This is a genomic window from Acidovorax sp. 56 (assembly GCF_002749705.1).
Lineage (GTDB): Bacteria > Pseudomonadota > Gammaproteobacteria > Burkholderiales > Burkholderiaceae_C > Acidovorax.
In genome coordinates this window covers 1-24,033 of record NZ_PEEV01000001.1, presented here as the reverse complement: position 1 = coordinate 24,033, position 24,033 = coordinate 1, and the positions used below count along the sequence as shown (strand labels likewise).

The following is a 24,033-nucleotide window of genomic DNA, read 5'->3' as shown; positions in this document are numbered from 1 at the left end:
GATTCTGGAGAGCCCCTGGCTTTCGGGAAATACGCCGGGTGGCGTACACCGGGCTGGCGGGCGGCGGCTGCATGCGGGCCCAACCGCACAACCCGACAACCGGACAACTTGTCCACCACAGCTCCCGTGGCCGGGACGTATATTCCATGCGCCACCGCGCAGGGCCGCGATCCTGCACACCACCATCGGCCCGTCGCAAGGGTGGCCCCAGTTCTCGTTCAAAGGAATTTTTTGTGCCAACCAACGATGCCCTGCCCACCCTGGAAGAACTTGCTGCCCTGGAGACACTTTTCCAAGGAATGGACAGTTACTTCAGTGAAAGCGGTGAACGCCGCCGCTTCATGCACACGGCCAACGCGCTGATCGACAGCGACCTGCAACTCTTGCAGGCCGTGCTGGCAGGCAAGCTCACCCGCGAAGCGGCCCGAGAGGGCGCAGCCCAGGCGCACAGCCCGCTGCGCATTGCCAACGCGTTGCTGGAGCTGGAGACCACGGTCCGAAAAAGCAAGGACCTGGTGCTGCTGGACTTCATCTTTACGCTGCTGCAATCGAAAAAAGTGCTCACAGGCCTGAACCGTGCATGGTTTTTCCCCTGGGAAAAGGCGCTGGTGCTGAACAAGCAACTGAGCGCTGATCAGCTGCGCTTTGTCTGGCTGAACAGGAAGGCGCATTACGCTAAGGAACTGGTGCCCGACTCTGTGCGCCTGCTGGCCAAGCACCCCAGGTGCCCGCCGGATGTACTTGAAGCCGTGTTGCCCATGGACGACGCAAGGCTGCGCAAGATCATTGCCATGCACCCCAACACATCGGCGGAACTCACGCGTTTCTTTCTCAACAGCCCGCGCAAGCCCGAGCGCCTGAACCTCGCCATGTCGCGCCATGCCAGCAGCGACGTGTTGTTGAGCCTGCTGCGCGACAAGCATGACGAGGTCAGCCGCGCAGCGAAGAAGAACCTGACCCAGCGCTTTGCCGAGCTACAGACCACCGACGCAGCGATTGATGCGGCCATCGCCACCCACATCGCCAAACCTTACGTAAAACCAGCCAACCCCAAGCCTGAATTCAACCCCTGGAAGGCCGCCCAGGCCAGTCACGACAAGATTCTGGCAATGGACGGTGGCCAGCGCAAACGGGTGGCCGACGCCACCACCGATGCAGCGTTGCTGCGCCTGTTGGCCACGGACAGCAGCAAAGCCGTGCGCAGGGCCGTGGCAAAAAGGGGATGGTGCGATCTGGAGGTGATCCAAGTGCTGGCAAAAGACCCGGACACCGAGACGTCAAACAACGCGCTAAGGGTGATTTTCAAGAACACCCCAAATGCCATTGCGGAAGACTTGTTAAGCGCCGAGGCGGTGGATGCGGCGCACCGGGAGATCGCTCGGCATGTCGCGCAAAACAACCACACGCCTTATGGCGATGAAAAATGCAGCCCACAAGAAAAGCAGAATTTTGCGCGGGCCATGCTGGTGGCCGAGTACACCAACAACCCCATGATCCAGCGGATGCTGGTCAAAGACCTGCAAGCCATCCCCGAGACGCACACGGCACGCTGGGAACTGCTCGCATGCGCAGCTGCCAACAGGCATCTGGGCGAGACCGTCAGCAGAAAAATCATCGTTGACCTGGGGTTCGGCGGGTTTGAGCCCATCCAGCGATGCAACAGCGCGGCCCTGCTGCGAGAGCTGCTAAAGCCGGGCGCCATCCAGCCGCACTACCACTCCACCGTGCAAGCCCGCCTGGCCGAATTGGTGGCCACAGAAGCCGCGAACTAGGACAAGGCAAAAGCGGCGCCCCCTATGACACGTTGGTCGGCAGTGCCGCGGCAGAGCTGGGCAAAGACGGTCCCCGCCCATTTACAGCGATTTACTCCGAAGCGAACAAGGACAAGTTGTTGCCATCGGCGCTGTACACAGCATTGCGCCCAGTGCCCTTGGCTTGGTAGAGCGCGTGGTCCGCCCGGTTGACCAATGCCTCGAAATTCAGGGGTTCACCCGGCAAGCCGGTGACCACCCCTATGCTCACCGTGACAGACAGGCGCGGTCCCTGATCGTTGACGGGCATGCCCATGGCTGCCACTTCACTGCGAAAGGACTCAGCAGCCTTCAAGGCACTGGGCCCGTCCGTCTCGGGCAGCACGATCACGAACTCCTCGCCCCCAAACCTGGCAACGATGTCACCCCCGGCACGCTGGCGCGCCTGAAAGACCTGGGCCACGGCGCAGAGCATGCGGTCACCGACCAAGTGCCCCCAGGCGTCGTTGACCGATTTGAAGAAGTCGATATCGACCACCAGCACAGACAAGGGGTGGCCAAAGCGCTCGGCGCGCCGGCACTCGGCGTCCCCCAGTTGCATGAGCGTGCGCCGATTGCAAAGGCCGGTAAGAGAGTCCTTGGACGCCAGGCCCTCCAGCGTTTCATTGAGCTGCTGAAGCAGGGCGTTTTGCTCGCGCAGCTGCTGGTTGATATCTGCAATCTCTTGCTCGCGGCGCTTGCGATCATCGATGTTGAACGTGACACCAATCAAGCGGCGCCCCGGTGTGGCGGCGTGGGCATCCATGATGCGGCCGTAATTCGCAAACCACACCCACGCCCCCTGCTTGGAACGCAACCGAAACTCGCAGCGGTACTGCGGCGTGACGCCGCTGAGGTGCTCGTGCACCGCCTGGCGCACCACCTCTACATCGTCGGGATGGAAGAGGTCAAACAGATCAGGCATCCGGGATGCCATCTCTTCTGGAGAGTAGCCCAGCTCGGTGAACGTCTTGGTGGCCTGGCGGGTGACGGCCCCGGTGACGAGGTCGTTCTCCCACAGGTCCAGCCCTGCGGCCTCCAGGGCCAGCTCCAGCCGGTCTTTATTCAGCTCCGACTCATCGTGCAGGGGCCATGCCAGTGGCGCAGCACTGGCGTCGTCACCCGCAGCGGGGCGGGTGCTCCGATGGGAGGTGCCGCCGGGCGGTTTTGCTTGCTCCATGCGTCAGGCCTGGGGCATGGCCCCGGCACACGGCAGAGCGCGCTGCAGCGCCACAAACCCAGCCCACACGCGGGCACGGGCACCCGGCTGCGGCGCAGCGCTGGCAGGCGCACCCACGCCACGGCCTTTGGACACGCCGCGGCAAAGCGCCAGATCGCCACTGGCAATGTCTCTCCAATCCGGTAGCCCGGAGGTCCCAGCCCGCATCATGCGCCCCTGATACTTTTAGAAACAGGTGACGATACGCGACAGCCAGATAAAGTTAAACCGAAAGTTGCGGGGTGATGCTTATTCTTTATGGGCTATCAATGCCCGATAGCGTGCGAAGGCCCCTCTGAACCTGCTTCGCTGGGTGTGATGGATCCGAAACGAATCGACTTGAACCGTTCACCAAGCCGAGTCGATGCGCCGTGCAAGGTTTCGACCAGCTCCACCCGAACGGATCTTTCAAGTTCAAAAAAAGCCCGGCCCAACCCAACAGGCCCATCGAAACAGAAGCGTCGCCCGGGCTGCGATCACGACAGCCCTCACGGGCCACCCTGTCAGGCGATGCGCGCAATCACCGCGCCCAGCGCCTGTGCGGTGCCTGCCGCCGCAGCCAAGGTCACGCGCCCAGCGCGGTGCGCTGTCACCTGCATCTCCATCTTCATGGCTTCCATCACGGCGATCACGTCGCCCTCTTGCACCGTGTCGCCATCGGCCACCTTCCAGGCGTGCAGGTTGCCCGCAATGGGCGAGGTGACGGCGGCGGCATCCACCGCAGCCTCTGCGGGTGCTGCGGCACCAGCGCCCTGCCCGCCTGCTGCCGCCAAGCCTTGTAGCAGCACCGCTGGCAGGCCCAGTTGCACGCGGCGGCCATCGATCTCGATGGCGGTGCGCAGCAAGCTGGTGTCTGCCGCAGGCACGGCCCGCACCGCCGCGGCCAGCGGGGTGGCAAAGTCGGACTCGATCCAGCGGGTGTGCACCTTGAAGCCGTCAGCGCCCACAAAGTCGGGGTGGTCGATGACGGCACGGTGAAAGGGCAGCACCGAAGCCACGCCTTCGATCTGGAACTCGCGCAGTGCACGGCGGGCGCGGGCCAGGGCCTGCTCGCGCGTGGCGCCGGTGACGATGAGCTTGGCCATGAGCGAGTCGAACGTGCCGGGCACCACGGAGCCCGTCTGCACACCGGTGTCCAGCCGCACGCCGGGGCCGGAGGGAGCGTCAAAGCGCTGCACCGGGCCGGGGGTGGGCAAGAAGCCTCGGCCCACGTCTTCGGCATTGATGCGGAACTCGATGGAGTGGCCCAGCGGCACAGGCGTTTGTGTGAGGGACAGCGGCAGGCCGTCGGCCACGCGCAGTTGCTCCACCACCAGGTCCACGCCCGTGGTTTGCTCGGTCACGGGGTGCTCCACCTGCAGGCGGGTGTTCACCTCCAGGAACGAGATGGCGCCGCTTTGGCTCAGCAAAAACTCCACCGTGCCCGCGCTCACATAGCCTGCAGCGGCGCAGATGTCGCGTGCGGCGGTATGGATGCGTTCACGCTGTGCGTCGCTCAAAAATGGTGCAGGGGCCTCTTCCACCAGCTTCTGGTTGCGCCGCTGCAGCGAGCAGTCGCGCGTGCCCAGCACCACCACATTGCCGTGGGTGTCGGCCAGCACCTGGGCCTCGATGTGGCGGGGCTTGTCGAGGAACTGCTCCACAAAGCACTCGCCCCGGCCAAAGGCGGTGACGGCTTCGCGCACGGCGGATTCGAACAGCTCGGCCACTTCGTCCATGCGCCATGCGATCTTCATGCCGCGCCCGCCGCCACCAAAGGCCGCCTTGATGATGATGGGCAGGCCGTTTTGCTCGGCAAAGGCCAGCACTTCGCTCGCGTCCTTCACTGGGTCGGGCGTGCCCACCACCAGCGGCGCGCCCACTTGCAGAGCAATCTTGCGTGCAGACACCTTGTCGCCCAGTTGGGCAATGGTGGCAGGGCGAGGGCCAATCCAGGCCAGGCCTGCATCGATCACGGCCTGGGCAAAGGCGGCGTTTTCCGAGAGGAATCCGTAGCCGGGGTGCACGGCATCGGCGCCGCTCTTTTTGGCAATGGCCAACAGCTTTTCGACGTTGAGGTAGGTGTCTGCGGGGCGGTCGCCGTCCAGACCATAGGCCTCATCGGCCATGCGGGTGTGCAGGGCATCGATGTCGGCATTGGCGTACACAGCGACGGACTGCACGCCGTAGTCGGCACAGGCGCGGGCGATGCGGACGGCAATCTCGCCTCGGTTGGCGATCAAAACTTTTTTCATATCAATGTTCCGGTGTTCTTTGAAAGTGCAACCAACGGCACGAACAATCAAGGCGCAAGCTCTGCAAACGGCTGGATCGGGTTGAACCGCAGCCACGCGCCCACAGGGATCTGCCCTGCGCGGTCGAGGTGGTACGGCGCCACGCAGCCAATGACCGGGTAACCGCCGGTGAGCGGGTGGTCGGCCAAAAACAGCACGGGCTGGCCGCTGGGCGGCACCTGCAGGGCGCCCAATGCCGTGCCTTCGCTGGGCAGCTCGCCGGTGATGGCGCGGTCCAATGGCACCTCGCCCGCCAGGCGCAGGCCCACGCGGTTGGACTGGGGCGTGACCTGCCAGCGCTGGGCTGCAAAGCGGGCGATGGCCTCGGGCGTGAACCAGTCTGTGCGCGGGCCCATCACCACGTCCAGCACCACGTCACGCTCCAGCGTGGGCAGGTCAGCGGGCTGCAGCTCGGGCGCGGCCACCACGCAGGTAGCCGGGGCGGGCAGCACGGCCAGCCAGTCGCCCACAGCCACGGGGGCGGGGCCTACGTGGGCCAGGGTGTCGGTGGCGCAGCTGCCCATCACCGGGGCTTCAGCAAAGCCGCCGCGCACGGCCACATAGCAGCGCGCGCCTGCGGTGGGCTGGCCCACGGCCAGGGTGTCGCCATCGGCCAGGGCCACGGGCGCGTAGCGCGACATGGGCCAGCGCTGCCCAGAGGCGGTGGTCAGCGTCAGCACGGCATCGGCACCGGTGACGGCCACCACGTTCTCGCCCACGCTGCGCAGCTGCAGGCCACCGCCCACGGTCTCCAGCGCAGCCAGGTGGCTGGGGTTGCCCACCAGACGGTTGGCAGCCTTGAGGGCGGCCTGGTCCATCGCACCCGATGCCGAAACGCCCTGCCCGGCCTGGCCGTGGCGGCCCAGGTCCTGGAAGACGGTGAGCAACCCGGTGGCACGCACCTGCAACGCGGCCTGCCCTGCGGCAAGGCTGGGCTGCGTGCGGCCAGAGGGTTTAAGGCTTTTTTGGCCTGTAGCGCTCTCTGCATAAGCGCTAGCAGCTATTGATTTAGTAGCAATATCGACAAACCGCACCCGATAGCCAGGCTGCAGCAAGGCGGGCTGCGCGCGGGCAATGTCCCACATGGCCACGGGGGTGGTGCCAATGATTTGCCACCCGCCCGGGCTGGCCTGCGGGTACACGCCGCTGAAGGTGCCTGCCAGTCCCACAGAGCCCGCAGGCAGTCGGGTGCGCGGCGTGCTGCGACGGGGTACGTTCAGGCTGGGGTGGCCGCCGCTCAGGTACGCAAAGCCGGGCGCAAAGCCGGTGAAGGCCACGGTGTACTCGCTGCCCGTGTGGCGCTGCACCACTTCATCCGCAGTGATGCCCAGGATCTGCGCCACCTCGGCCAGGTCTTCGCCGTGGTAGTGCACCGGGATTTCGACCAAGGTATCGCTGCGCTCGGCGCGCTGGGACAGGTCGCGCTGCGCAATGTGCTGCACCAACACGGCGGAGCTGGTGGCCGAGGGGCGGTAGCGCACCAGGATGGTCCGCGCAGCGGGGACCAGTTCTTCCACACCGGCCAGCGGGGCGTGCTGCAGCGAGGCCAGCAGCGCCAGGGTTTCGTCCAGGTCGGCCAGCTCGACGAGCAGCGAATTGAGGGTGACGGGCAAGAAACGCATGCCGCCTTACCCCTGGGCCGCGGCCATGGAAGGGGCCATGAATGGGGCCATGAACGAAGCGATCTTGATGCCATCGGCCTCAAAGCGCTTGCGCAGCTCTCGCGCAATGCCCACGGCATCGGGGCTGTCGCCGTGCACGCAGATCGAGTCGGCCTCGATGCGCACGGTGCTACCGTCAATGGCTTCGACCACGCCCTCGCGCACCAGGCGCACCATGCGCTGGGCAATCACTTCGGGGTCGTGCAGCACGGCGCCTTTTTCGCGGCGCGACACCAGCGCGCCCTGCGGGGTGTAGGCACGGTCGGCAAAGGCTTCGGACACCACGCGCAGGCCCGCATCGCGGGCCCACTGCACCAGGGGCGATCCGGCCAGGGCCACCAGGGTTAACTGCGGGTTGATAGCGCGAAGGGCAGTGATCACGTCCTTGGCCTGGCGGGCATCTTGGGCAATGGTGTTGTAGAGCGCGCCGTGCGGCTTGACGTAGCGCACCGCAGTGCCCGCAGCCGCCGCCAGCCCTTGCAGGGCACCAATCTGGTAGATCACATCGGCCACCAGCTCGGCGCTGGAGATGTCCATGCTGCGACGGCCAAAGCCCTTGAGGTCTGGGTAGGCCACGTGGGCGCCTACCACCACGCCGCGCGCTGCGGCGGCGCGCAGGGTTTGCAATATGCCGACAGGGTCGCCCGCATGAAAGCCGCAGGCCACATTGGCGCTGCTGACAATCTCCAGCATGGCGGCGTCATCGCCCATCGTCCAGGCGCCCAGGCTTTCGCCCAGGTCGCTGTTGAGGTCCATCGTTGTCATCGTGTTCTCCAGGTGCTGCCGCGTGCAAGGTGCGCGCGGCCAGCGTCGTCAATCAGCGGGGTGCGCCAGGCTCAGTGCAACGCGCCGCCCACTTCGCGCACATCGGCCTGCACGGCCAGCGCGGTTTCGATGGCCACTTGCAAGCCGCGTACCTGCGTGGCCAAGGCCATGCTGGGCATGCCGGGGTGCAATGCCGCCAGCTCAGGCAAGGTGGGCACATGGATAAAGCCACCGCGTACGCCCCCTGCCCCCGTGGCCAGGTGGTGCATCAGCGCATAGAAGATGTGGTTGCACACAAAGGTGCCTGCGGTGTTGGACACCGCAGCGGGCACGCCCTGGGCGCGCATGTCGCGCACCATGGCCTTGATGGGCAAGGTGGCGAAGTACGCGGCCGGGCCATCGGTGTGCACCGCCGTGTCCACCGGCTGGCGCCCGGCGTTGTCGGGGATGCGGGCGTCGTCCACGTTGATGGCCACGCGCTCGGGCGTGATCTCGGTGCGCCCACCGGCCAGGCCCAGGCAGATCACCAGCGTGGGGCGCCACTGCGCAACCGCCTGCTCCAGGCGGGCTATGGCATCGCCAAAGACGCAGGGCAGCTGCACAGCGCGCACGGTGCAGGCCCCCCCGGCGGATGCCGGTGTGGCTGGTTGCCAGCCGTCCAGCGCGCGGGCCACTTCCCACGAGGGGTTGAGCGGGTCTTTGTCAAACGGCTCAAAGCCGGTGAGCAGCACGTTCTGCGTCATGGTGTTTCCTTGGAGTTAATGGGGATTAACTAGGGTTAGCGGAACATCAGGAAGTACAGCAAAAACACGTTGGCCGTGAGCAGTGCCAGGGCCGTGGGCACCTGGGCGCGGATGACGGCGTTCTTGTCTGGCAGCTCCAGCAGCGCAGCAGGCACGATGTTGAAGTTGGCGGCCATCGGCGTCAGCAGTGTGCCGCAATAGCCCGACAGCATGCCAATGGCCGCCATCACGGCGGGGTCACCGTGGTACACGCCCACCAGCACAGGCACGCCCACGCCACCCGTCATCACCGGGAAGGCGGCAAAGCCGTTGCCCATGATGATGGTGAACAGCGCCATGCCCACTACGTACACAGCCACGGCCACAAAACGCAGGTCCATGTTGATGTAGGTGGTGGTGACGTAGGCCACGGCCTTGCCCACACCCGCGTCCGAGAACACCAGGCCCAGCATGCCCAGCATTTGCGGCAGCACCAGGGCCCAGCCCAGGGCATCGGTCAGGCGGCGCGATTCGCGCATGCCCTGTGCAGGGGTTTCACGCGTCAGCCAGCACACCAGCGCCAGCGACAGAACGCAGCCCACGCCCAGACTCACCAGCGTGGTGTTCTTGGGGTCCAGCAGCGGCACGCCGCCTATCGACAAGTGCTTGGCCGACAGGGTACCGATCATGGTGACCAGCGGAATCGCCAGGGCTGGGGCAAACAGCTTGTTGCCCAGGCGCTTGGCGCTGGCCGCGTATTCGGCCACGCTGGGGCTTTTGTGCTGGCCACCGGCCACGCCGCCAAAGCCCGCAATCAGCGCCATGGCCACGGCGCCCACGCCCACCCACAGCGGGGGCAACTGGTCGCCCACCAAGAAGACGAGGGCATACAGGCCCCAGAACAAGCCGCTGCTCACGCGCTTGGGGTTGCTGCCATCGGTGAAGGTGGCAATGGACGTGAGGGCCAGCACGGCGCCCACCAGGTAGTACAGGTATTGGATGGAGAGAATCATGGCGGCGCTCCTCAGGCGGCTTTGTTGGAAGAAGCCGCAGCAGCGGACAACGGCTCGATGCCTTCGGCCTTCAGCTCACGGGCCAGCACGCCGTCCAGGCGGTACAGGCGCCAAGCGTGGATGGCAAACGCGCAGATGGCGGTGGGGATGCCCCAGAACGCGACGTGCAGCGGCTCTACATCAATGCCCGCTTCGTGCAGGAAGGTGGTCATCAGCACGATGGCTCCGAAGGCGACGAAGATGTCTTCGCCAAAGAACAGGCCCACGTTGTCTGTGGCAGCCGAGAAGGCGCGCAGCTTGTGGCGAATGCGCTCAGGCAGCGTGCCGTAGCGCGCCTCGGTGGCGCCTTCGGCCATGGGCGCCAGCAGCGGGCGCACCATTTGCGGGTGGCCGCCCAAGCTGGTCAGGCCAATGGCAGCGGTGAGCTGGCGCGCAGCCAGGTACACGATGAGCAGGCGGCCTGCCGTGGCCGACTTGATGGAGCTGATCCAGTTTTGCGCATGCTGGCGCAGGCCGTGGCGCTCGAGCAGGCCAATCACCGCCAGGGGCAGCAAGATGATGAGCGGCAGGTTGCGCGTCTTGATAAAGCCCGTGCCGATGGTGGCGAGGATTTTGTCGATGGGAAACCCGGCTGCCAGGGCGGTGCCCACGGCCGTGACGATCACGACCAGCATGGGGTTAAACCGCAGGACAAAGCCCACGATGATGATGGCCACCCCGATGAGCGGCCACAGATTGACGTCACTAAGCATGTTGATCCTTCATTGAGCACACAGACACACAAACACCCCGCACAGCCCTGCCCCCTGAACCAGGGCACAGGCACCGCTGCGCGCGCTTTTCCTCTGCCGCTGCGTGCAGACCCCAAAGTCCCCAGCACGCAGCCAGCTGCCTCTCGCCATGCAACTTGCATGCCATATCAACGAACAAAACATGCACCATTGAGTGGCAATCGAATAATTTTTGTTGAACAAAAAATATTCAGTTGTTTTACGATTTGTCGATTCTGCCCAACAAAGCAGCACCCACACCCTCAGTAAAAACCCTCGGTTTCCGCACAAACTGTGGGGTTTGGGACGCCAGCAACCGCTGCGCGCGTCTCTGACCGGCGCGCCCAGCGGGTGCCGGAGGGGCCCTGCAAATGCGCCCAAGGGGTCCCCAAAGTGCGCGGGGGCGGGGCTTCTTTCCCCTTACCATCCGGGCATGAAGTCAGAACTGAGCAACCCCCAAACACTGAATGACCGCATGGCGGAGCTGATCCGCCAGAAGATCGTGCACGGGGAGTTCACGCCGGGCCAGCGCCTGTCCGAAGCGGCCCTGAGCGAGAGCCTGGAGATATCGCGCAACACCCTGCGCGAGGTGTTCCGCCTGCTGACCAAAGAAGGGCTGCTCAAGCACGAGCCCAACCGGGGCGTGTTTGTGGCCATCCCCAGCATCGCGTCCATCATCGACATCTACCGCGTGCGTCGGCTGATCGAATGCCAGGCACTGGCCCAGGCCTACCCCCGCCACCCCGCCAAAAAGCACCTGCGCGACGCCGTGGAAATGGCCCTGCGCTGCCGCGATGCAGGCGACTGGCAGGGCGTGGGCACGGCCAACATGGAGTTCCACATGGCCATCGTGGAGCTGGCCGACAGCGAGCGCCTGAACGTGGTCTTCTCGCACCTGCTGGCCGAGCTGCGGCTGGCCTTTGGCCTGCTCAACGACCCGGAGTTTCTGCACATGCCGTATGTAGAGATGAACGTGAACATCCTGGAGCTGTTCGAGGCAGGCAAGCTGCAAGAGGCGTCTGCCGCACTCAACGAGTACCTGGTGCATTCCGAGCGCATCGTGCTGGCGGTGTATGCACGGCGGATTTCGGATGGCGGACAGCCCAAGTAAGCAGGGCCTGGGCACGCCGGGCTGCGGCGCTGCCGCCCAGGCGTTTGGGGCCCACGGGTATGCCTTGGTGGAAGACGCCGTGCCAGCCCCGCAATGCCAGGCACTGGCCGCGATGGCAAGCCGAGACGAGGCAACCGCCCACACCCTTTCGGGCGGAACGCGCAACATGCTGGCACAGCCCTGGTGCGCCGCCCTGGCCCAACAGCTGCGCGCCCACCCCAACATTGCCGCCTGCCTGCCCGCCGATGCGCGGGCCGTGCAGTGCACCTATTTTGAAAAGACCGCCCACCGCAACTGGCTGGTGGCCCCGCACCAGGACCTGAGCGTGCCCGTGGCCCAGCAGGTGGCCGCACCCGGCTGGCAGGGCTGGTCGGCCAAAGAGGGGCACTGGTTTGTGCAGCCACCCGCCGCGTGGCTGGCGCACATGGTGGCCGTGCGGCTGCACCTGGATGACTGCGGGCCCAGCGACGGGCCGCTGCGCGTGCTGCCCGGCACGCACACCCACGGCCACCTCTCGCCCGCCGCCATGGCCACCTTGCGCCAGCAAGGCACCGAGGCAGTGTGCACCGCACCCGCAGGGACTGCGCTGCTGATGCGCCCGCTGCTGGTGCACGCATCGTCCAAATCCACGGGCACAGGCCGCAGGCGCGTGCTGCATTTTGTGTTTGGCCCCACCGCCCTGCCCCATGGGCTGCAGTGGCCCACCGCCGTCTGACGGCATCACTTCACCCCTGCAACCCCATGCCCTTCACCCCTTTTCACATGGGCGCAGGCCTGGCCCTCAAGGCCGTGGCCGGGCGCCACTTCAGCGTGCTTACCTTCGGCATTGCCCAGGTGGCGATGGACATTGAGCCGCTGGTGGGCATGCTGCGCGGCGCGGCCGTGCTGCATGGCCCCACACACACCTACCTGGGCGCGGTGCCCATCGCGCTGGCCACGGCCGTGCTGGCGCCCTGGCTGTGCCGCCCTTTACTGCGGCGCTGGAACCTGGAGGTGCAGCACCACCGCGTGGCATGGCTGAGCGAGGGCGAGCAGTGGCGGCCAGGTACGGTATTGCTCAGCGCCCTGGCAGGCACCTGGTCGCATGTGGTGCTGGACAGCGTGATGCACGCCGACATCACGCCCTGGGCGCCATGGTCTGACGCCAATGGCCTGTACGCCTGGGTGTCGCTGTCTACCCTGCACGGGCTGTGCGTGGCAGGCATGGTGGCGGGCGCAGCGGCGTGGGTGGCAAGGCGCTGGCTGGGGCGCAAACGCCCTGGCATCGGCGCATCGCACACACCACCCTAGAAACATCGGCAGCTATATTTTTTATAGCTGCTAGCGCTTTATTTCAAAGCGCTACAGGCCCATTTGACTTAAAAAAGCACCACATCTGCCGGGGCCACCACCACCCGGTCGCGCCCGCTGGATTTCGCCTGGTACAAGGCCGCATCGGCACGGGCCAGCAGCAGCTCAAACGTGGCATCGCCCGCCTGCACGGCAGCCACCCCGATGCTGACGGTGCAGTGGGGGGCTGGGGCCTGGGGCGCAGCGCTGCGCACGGTGGCAGCCACCCGCTCGGCCACCACTTGGGCAGCGGCCAGATCGGTGCCCGGCATCAGCACCAGAAACTCTTCGCCCCCATAGCGCCCCAGCCGGTCTGCGCCGCGCAGAGCGGCACGCACCTGGGTGACCAAATCGCGCAGCACAGCGTCCCCCACCAGGTGGCCGTGCGTGTCGTTGATTTGCTTGAAGTGGTCCACATCCAGCATGAACACCGCAAACGGCTGCTGGTAACGCTGCCAGCGCTGCATCTCCATGGCGGCCAGCTCCAGCAAAGCACGGCGCGCCAGCGCACCGGTCAGGCTGTCGTGCGTGGCCAGGTGCTCAAACTCTGAGCGCACCCGCTCGCTGGCCATCAGCAGCACCCCCACGCTGACGAGCAACACCGAAAAGCTGAAGGCCCCCAGGTAGGCCGTCTGCGCCAACGAGGGCGCAAAGCGGTCTGAATCTGCGCTGTCCAGCCACAGCGAAGACACGCCGCGCCCCACCAGCACCAGTACCTGGGCCGCCAGCACCCCGGCCGCCAGACGGCTGGAAAACCCCTGGCCGTGGTGCAACAGCAAGCGCACATGCACCACGCACACCAGCGCCAAGGTGCTGGTGAACACCAACACGCGCAAGCGGTAGTCGGGCTGCACCCACAAAAACACCGCCATGAGGGACAGCGCGCCTGCGGCCACCATGCCCCACCGCCGCCACGCCACGGGCTGGCCAAAAAACCGCTGACTGCCAAACAAAAAGAAGGCAAACCCCACCATCAGCAGCCCATTGCCTGCCAGCACCAACAACCAGTTGGGCAGCACGCCGCTGAGCACGAACAGCACCGTGGACGACGCACACAGCAGCGGCGCCAGCCCCCAATAGCGCAGGCCCCGGATGGACGCAGGAAAATTCGCGCGCACCCCGAGCAGCACCAAGCCCAGCACCACAGCCATGATGCCGGACATGGCAGCCAGCGAACGCAGATCGAGGGAAGGCATCAAGTCACACGGAGCACGAAGAGGCTGTGAGTTTATTCACTTTCTGTTACAGGCAACACCCCATGGCAGAGCGGTCCCATGCTGGGACTTGGGGGTGGCGGTGCTCAAGTGCGTGCGCACCGCTTATGTGGCGAACAGGAAAGGCGGCCCGACGGCAGCGACTTCAAAGCGCCCGCTGCAGCTCCAGCCACGCCCGCAAGCGGCGCACACCCTCGACCAGGCGCGAGGGGTCTTTGGAGGCAAAGCACCAGCGCAACCAGCCCTGGGCCTCGGGGGCAAAAGCATCGCCCGGGGCCAGGCCCAGGCCAGCCTCGGCCACCAGGCGCTTGGCCACGGTCATGGAATCGTCAAACCCTTCGAGTCGGAAAAACGCGTACATGCCGCCATGTGCCGCAGCCACCTGCACGCCGGGCACGGCGGCCAGCAGGGGCACCAGGGTGTCGCGGCAGGTTTTGAAATGCTCCACCACGCGGGGCGTGATCTCTTTGCGGTAGGCCAGCGCGGCCAGCGCCGCGCGCTGGGTGAACACACTGGCGCACGAGGTGTTGAACTCGATCAGCTTGCCCATGGCATCGACCAGCACCTCGGGCAGCACCAGCCAGCCCAGGCGCCAGCCGGTCATCAAAAAGCTTTTGGAAAAGCTGTGCGCCACCAGCAGGCGATCGTCGGGCGCGGCCACGTCCAGGAAGCTGGGCGCGCAGCCGTGGGCGGTGGGCTCGTAGTAGAGCTTTTCGTAGACCTCGTCGGCCAGGATCCAGGTGCCGGTGCTGCGGCAATGCGCCAGGATTTGCTGCTGCTCGTCGCGCGTCAGCGTCCAGCCCGTGGGGTTGTTGGGCGCGTTGACGATGAGCAGCTTGGTGCGCGCCGTGATGGCGCCCAACAGCGTGGGCAGATCGAGCCCCCACGCGCCGCCCTGCGGCCGCAGCGGCACGCAACGCACCTGCGCCCCCATGATGGTGGGCTGCGCCACCAGGTTGGGCCACACGGGCGTGACGATGACGACCTCATCGCCCGCATCCACCAGCGCCTGCACCGCCAGCATGAGCGCGCTGACCCCGCCCGAGGTGACCACGATGCGGCCGGCATCCACGCCTGCCGTGGGGTGCGACTCCCCCATGTACTGCGCCAGCGATTCGCGCAGCTCGGGCAGGCCGCAGTTCTGCGAATAGAAGGTTTCGCCGCTTTCCAGCGACTCGATGGCGGCGCGGCGGATCACGCCGGGGGTGACTTCATCGCTCTCGCCAAACCAGAAGGCCAGCACGTCTTTGCGCCCCATGCCAGCGTTGGCGATTTCACGGATTTTGGAAGCTTCCAGGTTGGCAATGACTTGGCGCATGCAGCGGGGTCCTTCAGCGGTCGGCGGTGGGTGGATCAAGCGAGGCAAGGGCCCCAATGTAATTCGGCGGGGCCGAGCGCAGCGGCATGGGCAGTGCAGCGGGCGTCCGGGATACGACATTCCACTATCAAAAACATAGCTGCTAGCGCTTATTCAGAAAGCGCTAGAGCACCAAATGCCTTTAATTTCCCAAGTCACCCCTCAAACTGCGGATGCAGCTGCCGGATGCGGTTCATCGCCATCGCCGCGGCCGCCGTGCGGGTCTCCACGCCCAGCTTGGCGAACACGCGCTCCAGGTGTTTCTTCACGGTGGCGGGGCTGGCCCCCAGGATGTCGCCAATGTCGCGGTTGATCTTGCCCTTGACCACCCAGTACAGCACCTCAGCCTCGCGGGCGGTGAGCTTGAAGGACAGGCTCATGGATTCGATGATTTTTGCATCGGACACCTCGCGCATCACGATCAGCCAGTCGCCGCCGCCCGCGCTGTCGCCCGCCTGCTGGTGCAGCCGGAAGGTGAGGCGGCGGGCGCCCTGCTCTACCGCCAGGCGCGGTGGCTCGGCCAGCGATGCGGCCAGCAGCTCGGCGGCGTTGTCGGCCAGCACATGGCGGCGCAGCCAGGCTTGCACGGGCTCAGGCGCCCACTGACCGTAAGCGGTCGGTGCGCCATCGGGCCCCACCTCGCCAAAGTAGCTTTGCAGCAGTTCCCGCGCCAGCGGGGTTTGCCACACGATGCGCCCATCGGCAGCGCGCACGGTGATGCTGGCGTAGCCAAAGGCGTCAAGCGCGTTGCGGGCCTCGCGGGCCTGGCGGGCGTCTTGCCGGGCCTTGCGGGCGGCGCCCAGGTGCACCTGCATGCGGGCCATCACCTCGCGGGGCTTGATGGGTTTGGTGACGTAGTCGATGCCCCCTGCCTCCAGCGCGGCCACCAAGTGCTCGGTCTCGGTCAGGCCGGTCATGAAGATGATGGGGATGTGCGCTGTGGCGGGCGATGCTTTGAGGCGGCGGGCGACTTCAAAGCCGTCCATGCCGGGCATCATGGCATCGAGCAGCACGATGTCGGGCAGGGCCTGTGCGGCACGCTGCAGCGCAGCTTCACCATGCATGGCCACCAGCACGGTGTAGCCGGATTCGTCGAGTGCGTCGTGCAGCACGGCCAGGTTGTCGGGCACGTCGTCCACGATCAGCACCACATCGCTGTCGGTGCGGTCAAGCATGCCTGTTGGGGTCACGGGGGCAGTGGATGCGGGGGAAGGCGCATTCATGGTGGGGTGTGCTCCAGGATCTGGCCCATGGCATCGAATTGGAATTGCTGCGCCAGTTGCCGCATGTGCAGCACAAAGGGCGCGTGCTCGGGGTGCTGGCGCTCGATGTCGGCAAGGGCATTCAAGATGCCACGGTAGTAGCCCAAGGATACCGACTGGGCCAGGTCGCCCAACAAGGCAGCGGGGGGACGGGCGATGGCCGCCCCCGGGGCCGCAGCAGGAGCCACCACCGGGGCGGCGTCAACGGACTGCGGGGCGGTGGCGGAGACAGGGGCAGGGGCAGGCAACGTTGCGGGCTGTGGTGCAGCCGCAGGCGCCTCCAGCCACACCAGCTCCAGCCGGCGCTCCAGCCAGTCCAGCAGCTCGGTGTGGCGCACGGGCTTGACGATGAAGTCTTCAGGGCGGATGCCTGCGTCGTTCTCCAGCGTCTTGTCAAACGCGTTGGCCGACACCACGGCGATGCAGGCGCCTTCCCTGTCCGTGCCGCCCTCGCCACCCTCTGCAGCCCCTTCAGCCCAGCCCTGCGCGCGGATGCGGCGAATGGTCTCCCACCCGTCAATGCCGGGCATGGCAAGATCCATGAAGATGGCGTGGGGCCGGTAGCCGGTGGCCAGCAGGTCCAGCGCATCGTGGCCGCTGGCGGCCTGGCGCAGCTCAAAGCCCAAGGGCTCCAGCAACTGGCGCAGCAGCTCGCGGTCGGGCTCTTCGTTGTCTACCACCAGGATGCGGCGGCGCTCGCCCACGTAACCGGTGCGGGCCCTGGCGGGGCGCGGCAAGGCTGCCACCCCGGCCTTGCCCAGGGCATCGGCATGCACCTCGGGCAAAAAGAGTTTGACGTGAAAGACCGAGCCCACGCCGGGCTGGCTGGTCACCGTCAGCTCGCCGCCCATCAGCGCGGTGAGCATCTTGGCAATGGTCAGGCCCAGCCCGGCGCCGGGTGCCCCCGTGGCGCTGGCCCCAGCCGCCGAGCCCCCTCGGGTGAAGGGCTCAAAAATGCGCTCGATCTCTTGCGGCGTCAGCCCCGGCCCGGTGTCTTGCACGTCGATGCGGGCCATCTCGCGGGCGTAGCGCACCCGCAGCGTGACGGTGCCGCGCGCGGTGAACTTGATGGCGTTGCCCAGCAGGTTGATGAGGATTTGCCGCAGGCGCTTGTCGTCGGCCCGCACCACCTCGGGGATCACGCCCTGCACATCGAACTGAAACGCCAGCCCCTTGGCGGCGGCCTGCAGCTCGAACAGGCCCGCCATTTCGTGCAGGCCATCGGCAAAGCGCATGGGGGCGACATCGAGCGTGAGCTTGCCCGACTCGATGCGGGCGATGTCCAGCGTGCCCTCGATGAGCGAGAGCAGATGCTCGCCGCCGCGCCGGATGACGTGCACCGCCTGCTTGCGGTGCGCGGGCACCGCAGGGTCCTCGCCCATGAGCTGCGCATAGCCCAGGATGGAGTTGAGCGGTGTGCGGATCTCGTGGCTGATGGCGCTGATGTAGCGGCTCTTGGCCTGGTTCGCCTGGTCGGCCAGGGCCCGTGCATCTTCGGCCTGCTGGCGCGCTTGCTCGGCCACGCTGCGGGCGGTTTGCAGGGCCTCGTCGGTCTGGCGGTGCAGTTCAATTTCGCGCACCAGCAGACCTGTCTGGCGATTCGATTCTTCTTGCGCCACCTGGCGGCTTTTGTGCGCCAGCACCAGCCACCAGGCCACGATGCCCGAGATGACCAGCAGCGCGAGGTACGCCTTGAGCAAGCCTGAGCGCAAGGCCACCTCGGGCGCGGCCAGCACATCGGTGTCCGTCATGGCCTGGGCGATGGTGTTGAGCTCCTGGTGGTACAGCAGCCCCATCACGGCGGCCAGCAGCGGGGCAATCACCAGCATCAGCAGCAAAAAGTGCCCCAGGCCCGTGTCCAGGTAGCGCCACACCGCCCGCGGCAGCACCCAGCGCAGCGCGGCAGACCATTGCACAGCCATGCTGGCGTGGGGCTTGCACAGGTCGCCACAGCGCGCATCCAGCGTGCAGCACAGCGAGCAGATCGCGCCCCGGTAGGCGGGGCACTGGGCCATGTCGGGGGCTTCGTATTCGCGCTCGCACACCACGCAGCGCTGCACCACCAGGCGCTGGTAGCTGCCCAGGTCGGCCACCGTGTCGCTGGACCTTGTCCCGGGCACCGGGCCGTGCATGGGCACGGCCACCGGCTCGCTTTGGCGGGCAATGTAGTACTTGCCGCCCGTGGCCCAGGCAATGAGCGGCGCGGTGACAAAAGCCACGGCCATGGCAATCACCGCCGAGAACGCCTGCGGCAGCGGGCCAAACAGCCCCAAGTGCGCGCTGATGGAGACGACAGATGCCAGCGCCATCGCCCCCACGCCCACCGGGTTGATGTCGTACAGATGCGCGCGCTTGAACTCGATGCCCTTGGGCGACAGGCCCAGCGGCTTGTTGATGACGAGGTCGGCCACCACCGACATGATCCAGGCGATGGCGATGTTGGAGTACAGCCCCAGCACCTCGCCCATGGCGCGGAATACGTTCATCTCCATCAGCATGAAGGCAATGAGCGTGTTGAACACCACCCACACCACCCGCCCGGGGTGGCTGTGCGTGAGGCGCGAGAAGAAGTTGGACCACGCGAGCGACCCCGCGTAGGCATTGGTCACGTTGATCTTGAGCTGCGACACCACCACAAACAGCGCCGTGGCCGCCACCGCCCAGCCGTAGTTCGGAAAGACGTACTCGTACGCCGCCAGGTACATCTGGTTCGGGTCTACCGCGCGCTCCACCGGCACCATGTGGGTGAGCGCCAAATAGGCCAGCAGCGCCCCGCCCAGCATCTTGAGCACGCCCAGCACCACCCAGCCCGGCCCACCCACCAGCACGCCCAGCCACCAGCGCCCGCGCTGGCCCGGCACGGGCGCAGGCATGAAGCGCAGGTAGTCGGCCTGCTCCCCCATCTGGGTGATGAGCGCAATGCCGACCGTGAGGGCCGCACCAAACATGGGCAATTGGAAGCGATTTCCCAGCGCAGATTCACCACCGTAGTGCACCACTCCTGAAAACGCACCAGGATCGCGCAGCAACACCACCCCAAACGGCACCACCAGCATCACCAGCCACAACGGCTGCGTCCATACCTGCAGGCGGCTGATGGCCGACACGCCATGCGTGACCAGCGGGATCACCACCAACGCACAAATCAGGTAGCCCCAGCGCGGCGGAATGTCGAGCGCCAGCTCCAGCGCATAGGCCATGACGGCGGCTTCGAGCGCGAAGAAGATGAAAGTGAAGCTGGCGTAGATGAGCGAGGTGAGCGTGGAGCCGATGTAGCCAAAACCCGCCCCGCGCGTGAGCAGGTCCATGTCCACCCCATAGCGCGCCGCATACACGCTGATGGGCAGCCCCGCCAGGAAGATGATGAGCCCCGTGGCCACGATGGCCCAGAAGGCATTGATGAAGCCGTACTGCACCAGCAGCGTGGCGCCCACGGCCTCCAGGATCAGGAACGACGCCGCCCCAAACGCGGTGTTGGCCACCCGCCATTCCGACCACTTGCGAAAGCGCTGCGGGGCGTAGCGCAGCGCGTAGTCCTCCATGGTCTCGGTGGCCACCCAACTGTTGTAGTCGCGGCGCACCTTGACGACCTGCTGTGGTGGCTGGCCAGGATCGGCAGGGGTTGCGGGGGGCGTGGACATGGGTGAGCCAGGGTGCAGGTTCCATGCCACGGCAGCACGCCCCGCGACGTACCGCGTCCGCGTGGGCCAAACGGCGTATTGCGGGCACGGGGCTTGCTGGCCACTATTCACATACTTGCCACATTCATCGGCGCTAGTGCACCATGAAATGGCCTTGCGTCGTGCGCGACATGCCCACTCGCATGAGACCCACTGTAGACAGGCTACGCGGAACGAAATGGAACTGACCCCTCGCGTTCGGCCGCACCAGCGGTCGGGCGAGCCATTGACCCCAGTATTGAGTGAAACGAAATGGAACTGACTCCTCGCGAAAAAGACAAGCTCTTGATCTTCACCGCCGCCCTGCTGGCCGAGCGTCGCAAGGCCCGGGGCCTGAAGCTCAACTACCCCGAGGCCATGGCCCTGATCAGTGCTGCCGTGATGGAGGGCGCGCGCGACGGCAAGACCGTGGCGCAACTCATGAGCGAGGGCCGCACCGTGCTGACCCGAGCCGACGTAATGGATGGCATCGCCGAGATGATCCCGGACATCCAGGTCGAGGCCACCTTCCCCGATGGCACCAAGCTGGTCACAGTGCACCAGCCGATTTTATGAAGCCCCCCGGTGTCGCCTTCGGCGCCTTCCCCCGAGGGGGACGCCGCCAGCGCACGCAAGCGAAGCGCCGCCTGCGCGGCTCGGCGGCCCTTGCGCGGCGGCCGCTGGCCTAGACCACGCCAGTTTTCACTTTCAGGAGTCCTTTCACATGAACCTCTCCCGCACCAAATCCGCTCTCTTTCTGATAGCTGCCAGCGCTTTATCTATGAGCGCTAGCGCCCATACAGGCGTAGAAGCCCACAGCCACAGCGGTTTCATCAGCGGCTTTGTGCACCCCCTGTTCGGCCTGGACCACTTGGCCGCCATGGTGGCCGTGGGCCTGTGGAGCGCCCTGGCCGCGCGCGGCGCCGGTCGCGAACTGCTTTGGGGCCCCGTGGGCTTTGCGGCCATGCTGCTGGCGGGCGCGGTGCTGGGCTTGCAAGGCGTGGCACTGCCTGCGGTGGAGCCCATGATTGCGGCGTCGCTGCTGGCCACGGGCCTTCTCGTCGTATCCCGCCTGCGCGTGCCGGGCATCGTGGCCGCGCTGGGCGCGGGCGTGTTTGCTGTGTTCCATGGCGTGGCCCATGGCGTAGAGCTGACAGGCAGCAGCAGCGCCTGGCAAACCCTGGCAGGCATGCTGGCCGCCACCGTGCTGCTGCATGGCGCAGGCCTGGCGGCAGGCTGGGCGCTGCGCCAGCGTACCGTGTGGATCAGCCGCGCCGCTGGCGTGGCCGTGGCCCTGATGGGTGGCGCGCTGCTGGCGCAAATGGCCTAAGCCTTCATTTGATCTGGAGCCCCCATGATCCCTGGCGAACTCATCACCGAACCCGGCGAGCACCTGCTCAACACCGGCCGCCGCACCCTCACGCTGGTGGTGCGCAACATGGCTGACCGCCCCATCCAGGTCGGCTCGCACTACCACTTTGCAGAAACCAACAACGCCCTGGGCTTTGACCGCGCCGCCGCGCGCGGCATGCGGCTGAACATCGCATCAGGCACCGCCGTGCGCTTTGAGCCCGGCCAGGAGCGCACCGTGGAGCTGGTGGACTACGCGGGCGAGCGTAAGGTGTTTGGCTTTCAGGGCCTGACACACGGCGCGCTCTGAACATTGAACAAAAACAGCCTCTAGCGCTCACTGAATAAGCGCTAGAAGCTATCAAAAACATAGTACCCAGTTCTTGCGGAGCACCCCCATGGCAACCATTGGACGACGCGCCTACGCCGAAATGTTCGGCCCCACCGTGGGCGACCGCGTGCGCCTGGCCGACACCGAACTCCTTCTCGAAGTCGAGGCCGACTACACCCTGCGCGCAGGCAGCTATGGCGAAGAAGTGAAGTTTGGCGGCGGAAAAACCATCCGCGACGGCATGGCGCAAAGCCAGCGCACCAATGCACAAGGGGCGGTGGATACGGTGCTGACCAACGCCCTCGTCATTGACCACACCGGCATCTTCAAAGCCGACATTGGCCTGCGCGCTGGTCGCATCGCCGCCATCGGCAAGGCAGGCAACCCTGATGTGCAACCCGGCGTAGACATCATCATCGGCCCGGGCACCGAGGTCATCAGCTGCGAAGGCAACATCGTCACCGCCGGTGGCATCGACAGCCACATCCACTTCATCTGCCCGCAGCAGATTGAAGAGGCCCTGGCCAGCGGCATCACCACCATGCTGGGCGGCGGCACCGGCCCCGCCACGGGCACGCTGGCCACCACCTGCACGTCCGGCCCCTTCAACCTGGAACGCATGCTGCAGGCGGCCGACGCCTTCCCGATGAACCTGGGCTTCCTCGGCAAGGGCAACGCCAGCCTGCCCGATGCGCTGCACGAGCAGATCAACGCGGGCGCCATTGGCCTCAAGCTCCACGAAGACTGGGGCACCACCCCCGCGGCCATCAGCAACTGCCTGGACGTGGCCGAGGCCACCGACACGCAGGTCGCCATCCACAGCGACACGCTCAACGAATCGGGCTTTGTGGAGAACACCATCGCCGCCGTGGGCGGGCGCGGCATCTGCGCCTTCCACACCGAAGGTGCGGGCGGCGGCCATGCGCCCGACATCCTGCGCGTGGTGGGCGAGGACAACTTCCTGCCCAGCTCCACCAACCCCACCATGCCCTATACGCACAACACGCTGGACGAGCATGTGGACATGCTCATGGTGTGCCACCACCTCGATGCCAGCATCGCCGAAGACCTGGCCTTTGCCGAAAGCCGCATCCGCAAGGAGACCATCGCTGCCGAAGACATCCTGCACGACCTGGGCGCCATCAGCATGATGTCCAGCGACAGCCAGGCCATGGGCCGCGTGGGCGAAGTCATCCTGCGCACCTGGCAGACCGCGCACAAGATGAAGGTGCAGCGCGGCTGGCTGCCCCCCACTGCGGGCCGCGATGAGCTGGCCGAAATCCTGCAGCGCAACGACAACTTCCGCATCAAGCGCTACGTGGCCAAGTACACGATCAACCCCGCCATTGCGCACGGCATTGCCCATGAGGTGGGCTCGCTCGAAGTGGGCAAATGGGCCGACCTCGTGATCTGGAAGCCCGCGTTCTTTGGCGTGAAGCCTGCACTCATCCTGAAGGGCGGGCTCATCGCCATGGCCGCCATGGGCGACCCAAACGCCTCCATCCCCACACCCCAGCCCGTGCACTACCGCCCCATGTTCGGCGCGTTCGGCGGGGCCATTGCCAAGACCTCGCTTACCTTCGTGTCGCAGGCGGGTTTGAACGCTGGCATTGGCGAGCGCTTTGGCCTGCGCAAGACGCTGAGCGCCGTGCACAACATCCGTGGCATCCGCAAGCGCGACATGGTGCACAACAGCTACACGCCCAAGATGGAAGTGGACGCACAGACTTATTCGGTGCGCGCAGATGGCCAGCTGCTCACCTGCGAGCCCGCCACCGTGCTGCCCATGGCGCAGCGGTACTTTTTATTCTGAGGCCGCAGGATGACGAGCAGCGCCCCCACGCTACAGATCCGCCTGGACGACCTGCGCGACCCTCGCATCGAGCAATTCATGGAGGAGCACCTGCAGGACATGCGCGCCACCTCGCCGCCCGAAAGCGTGCACGCACTGGACATGGCCCGGCTGCGCCAGCCAGACATTCGCTTCTGGACAGCGTGGCTACCGGATGAAGCTGCGCCCGCACCGGGCCGGCTGGTGGGCACAGGGGCACTCAAGCACCTAGAAGACGGACATGCCGAGCTGAAATCCATGCGCACCGACGCCACCGTGCGCGGCCAGGGCGTAGGCCGTGCGGTGCTGGAACACATCCTGGGCCAGGCGGTGGACCTGGGCTACCAGCGCATCAGCCTGGAGACGGGCAGCCAGC

Annotated in this window: 21 protein-coding genes; 9 read left to right on the top strand and 12 right to left on the bottom strand. The window is 66.1% G+C overall.

Annotated features, from left to right (window positions below; genetic code table 11):
• Positions 1–233 precede the first annotated feature (233 nt).
• Positions 234–1,772: a hypothetical protein gene (locus CLU88_RS00100; RefSeq protein ID WP_099654844.1), complete on the top strand. Its 1,539-nt coding sequence runs from the start codon at positions 234–236 to the stop codon at positions 1,770–1,772.
• Positions 1,773–1,863: 91 nt separating this feature from the next.
• Here the strand turns inward: CLU88_RS00100 and CLU88_RS00095 are convergent, their stop codons facing one another.
• From CLU88_RS00095 to CLU88_RS00065, 8 genes are all read right to left on the bottom strand, one after another.
• Positions 1,864–2,970, bottom strand: coding sequence for a diguanylate cyclase (locus CLU88_RS00095; protein WP_233205325.1), 1,107 nt, complete (start codon positions 2,968–2,970; stop codon positions 1,864–1,866).
• A 3-nt stretch (positions 2,971–2,973) separates the two neighbouring features.
• Positions 2,974–3,105: a hypothetical protein gene (locus CLU88_RS23375; protein ID WP_255410624.1), complete on the bottom strand. Its 132-nt coding sequence runs from the start codon at positions 3,103–3,105 to the stop codon at positions 2,974–2,976.
• A gap of 407 nt (positions 3,106–3,512) precedes the next feature.
• Positions 3,513–5,243 carry a biotin carboxylase N-terminal domain-containing protein gene (locus CLU88_RS00090; RefSeq protein ID WP_099654843.1) on the bottom strand — a complete coding sequence of 577 codons (1,731 nt, stop codon included), beginning with the start codon at positions 5,241–5,243 and terminating at the stop codon, positions 3,513–3,515.
• A 47-nt stretch (positions 5,244–5,290) separates the two neighbouring features.
• Positions 5,291–6,904, bottom strand: a complete 1,614-nt coding sequence (pxpB, locus tag CLU88_RS00085) for a 5-oxoprolinase subunit PxpB (protein ID WP_099654842.1) — start codon at positions 6,902–6,904, stop codon at positions 5,291–5,293.
• Positions 6,905–6,910: 6 nt separating this feature from the next.
• Positions 6,911–7,708 (bottom strand): LamB/YcsF family protein, encoded by a 798-nt coding sequence (locus CLU88_RS00080; RefSeq protein WP_099654841.1) that lies wholly within the window; start codon positions 7,706–7,708, stop codon positions 6,911–6,913.
• A gap of 71 nt (positions 7,709–7,779) precedes the next feature.
• Positions 7,780–8,451 carry a pyroglutamyl-peptidase I gene (gene pcp / locus CLU88_RS00075; protein ID WP_099654840.1) on the bottom strand — a complete coding sequence of 224 codons (672 nt, stop codon included), beginning with the start codon at positions 8,449–8,451 and terminating at the stop codon, positions 7,780–7,782.
• Between the two features lie 35 nt (positions 8,452–8,486).
• The gene (locus CLU88_RS00070) at positions 8,487–9,443 is read right to left on the bottom strand and encodes a DUF979 domain-containing protein (protein WP_099654839.1); all 957 of its coding nucleotides are present in this window, start codon (positions 9,441–9,443) and stop codon (positions 8,487–8,489) included.
• Between the two features lie 11 nt (positions 9,444–9,454).
• Positions 9,455–10,195 carry a DUF969 domain-containing protein gene (locus tag CLU88_RS00065; RefSeq protein ID WP_099654838.1) on the bottom strand — a complete coding sequence of 247 codons (741 nt, stop codon included), beginning with the start codon at positions 10,193–10,195 and terminating at the stop codon, positions 9,455–9,457.
• Positions 10,196–10,646: 451 nt separating this feature from the next.
• On the opposite strand from CLU88_RS00065, the gene CLU88_RS00060 reads away from it, so the two are divergent.
• The 3 genes from CLU88_RS00060 to CLU88_RS00050 are packed head-to-tail and all read left to right on the top strand — an operon-like array spanning position 10,647 to position 12,614.
• Positions 10,647–11,324, top strand: a complete 678-nt coding sequence (locus CLU88_RS00060) for a GntR family transcriptional regulator (protein ID WP_099654837.1) — start codon at positions 10,647–10,649, stop codon at positions 11,322–11,324.
• A complete protein-coding gene (locus CLU88_RS00055; RefSeq protein ID WP_099654836.1) occupies positions 11,305–12,039 on the top strand; it encodes a phytanoyl-CoA dioxygenase family protein in 735 nt (244 codons plus the stop codon). The genes CLU88_RS00060 and CLU88_RS00055 overlap by 20 nt, the downstream gene beginning before the upstream one ends.
• A gap of 26 nt (positions 12,040–12,065) precedes the next feature.
• A complete protein-coding gene (locus CLU88_RS00050; RefSeq protein ID WP_099654835.1) occupies positions 12,066–12,614 on the top strand; it encodes a DUF4184 family protein in 549 nt (182 codons plus the stop codon).
• Positions 12,615–12,682: 68 nt separating this feature from the next.
• On the opposite strand, the gene CLU88_RS00045 is transcribed toward CLU88_RS00050, so the two are convergent.
• The 4 genes from CLU88_RS00045 to CLU88_RS00030 form a co-directional block, all read right to left on the bottom strand.
• Positions 12,683–13,849, bottom strand: a complete 1,167-nt coding sequence (locus tag CLU88_RS00045) for a GGDEF domain-containing protein (RefSeq protein ID WP_099654834.1) — start codon at positions 13,847–13,849, stop codon at positions 12,683–12,685.
• A 163-nt stretch (positions 13,850–14,012) separates the two neighbouring features.
• A complete protein-coding gene (locus CLU88_RS00040) occupies positions 14,013–15,185 on the bottom strand; it encodes a pyridoxal phosphate-dependent aminotransferase (RefSeq protein ID WP_099654833.1) in 1,173 nt (390 codons plus the stop codon).
• Positions 15,186–15,379: 194 nt separating this feature from the next.
• Entirely contained in the window at positions 15,380–16,447 is a 1,068-nt protein-coding gene (locus CLU88_RS00035) for a response regulator (protein WP_099654832.1), read from the bottom strand.
• The gene (locus CLU88_RS00030) at positions 16,444–20,127 is read right to left on the bottom strand and encodes an ATP-binding protein (RefSeq protein WP_099654831.1); all 3,684 of its coding nucleotides are present in this window, start codon (positions 20,125–20,127) and stop codon (positions 16,444–16,446) included. The genes CLU88_RS00035 and CLU88_RS00030 overlap by 4 nt, the downstream gene beginning before the upstream one ends.
• Positions 20,128–20,418: 291 nt before the next feature.
• Between CLU88_RS00030 and CLU88_RS00025 the strand changes: the two genes are divergently transcribed.
• The 5 genes from CLU88_RS00025 to CLU88_RS00005 form a co-directional block, all read left to right on the top strand.
• Positions 20,419–20,721, top strand: coding sequence for an urease subunit gamma (locus tag CLU88_RS00025; RefSeq protein ID WP_099654830.1), 303 nt, complete (start codon positions 20,419–20,421; stop codon positions 20,719–20,721).
• 148 nt (positions 20,722–20,869) lie between these two features.
• Positions 20,870–21,475 carry a HupE/UreJ family protein gene (locus CLU88_RS00020; RefSeq protein WP_099654829.1) on the top strand — a complete coding sequence of 202 codons (606 nt, stop codon included), beginning with the start codon at positions 20,870–20,872 and terminating at the stop codon, positions 21,473–21,475.
• 24 nt (positions 21,476–21,499) lie between these two features.
• Positions 21,500–21,805 (top strand): urease subunit beta, encoded by a 306-nt coding sequence (locus CLU88_RS00015; protein ID WP_099654828.1) that lies wholly within the window; start codon positions 21,500–21,502, stop codon positions 21,803–21,805.
• Positions 21,806–21,893: 88 nt separating this feature from the next.
• Positions 21,894–23,639, top strand: coding sequence for an urease subunit alpha (ureC, locus tag CLU88_RS00010; RefSeq protein ID WP_099654827.1), 1,746 nt, complete (start codon positions 21,894–21,896; stop codon positions 23,637–23,639).
• 9 nt (positions 23,640–23,648) lie between these two features.
• Positions 23,649–24,033 (top strand): GNAT family N-acetyltransferase (locus tag CLU88_RS00005; protein WP_099654826.1); only part of this gene is annotated, 385 nt, incomplete at its 3' end.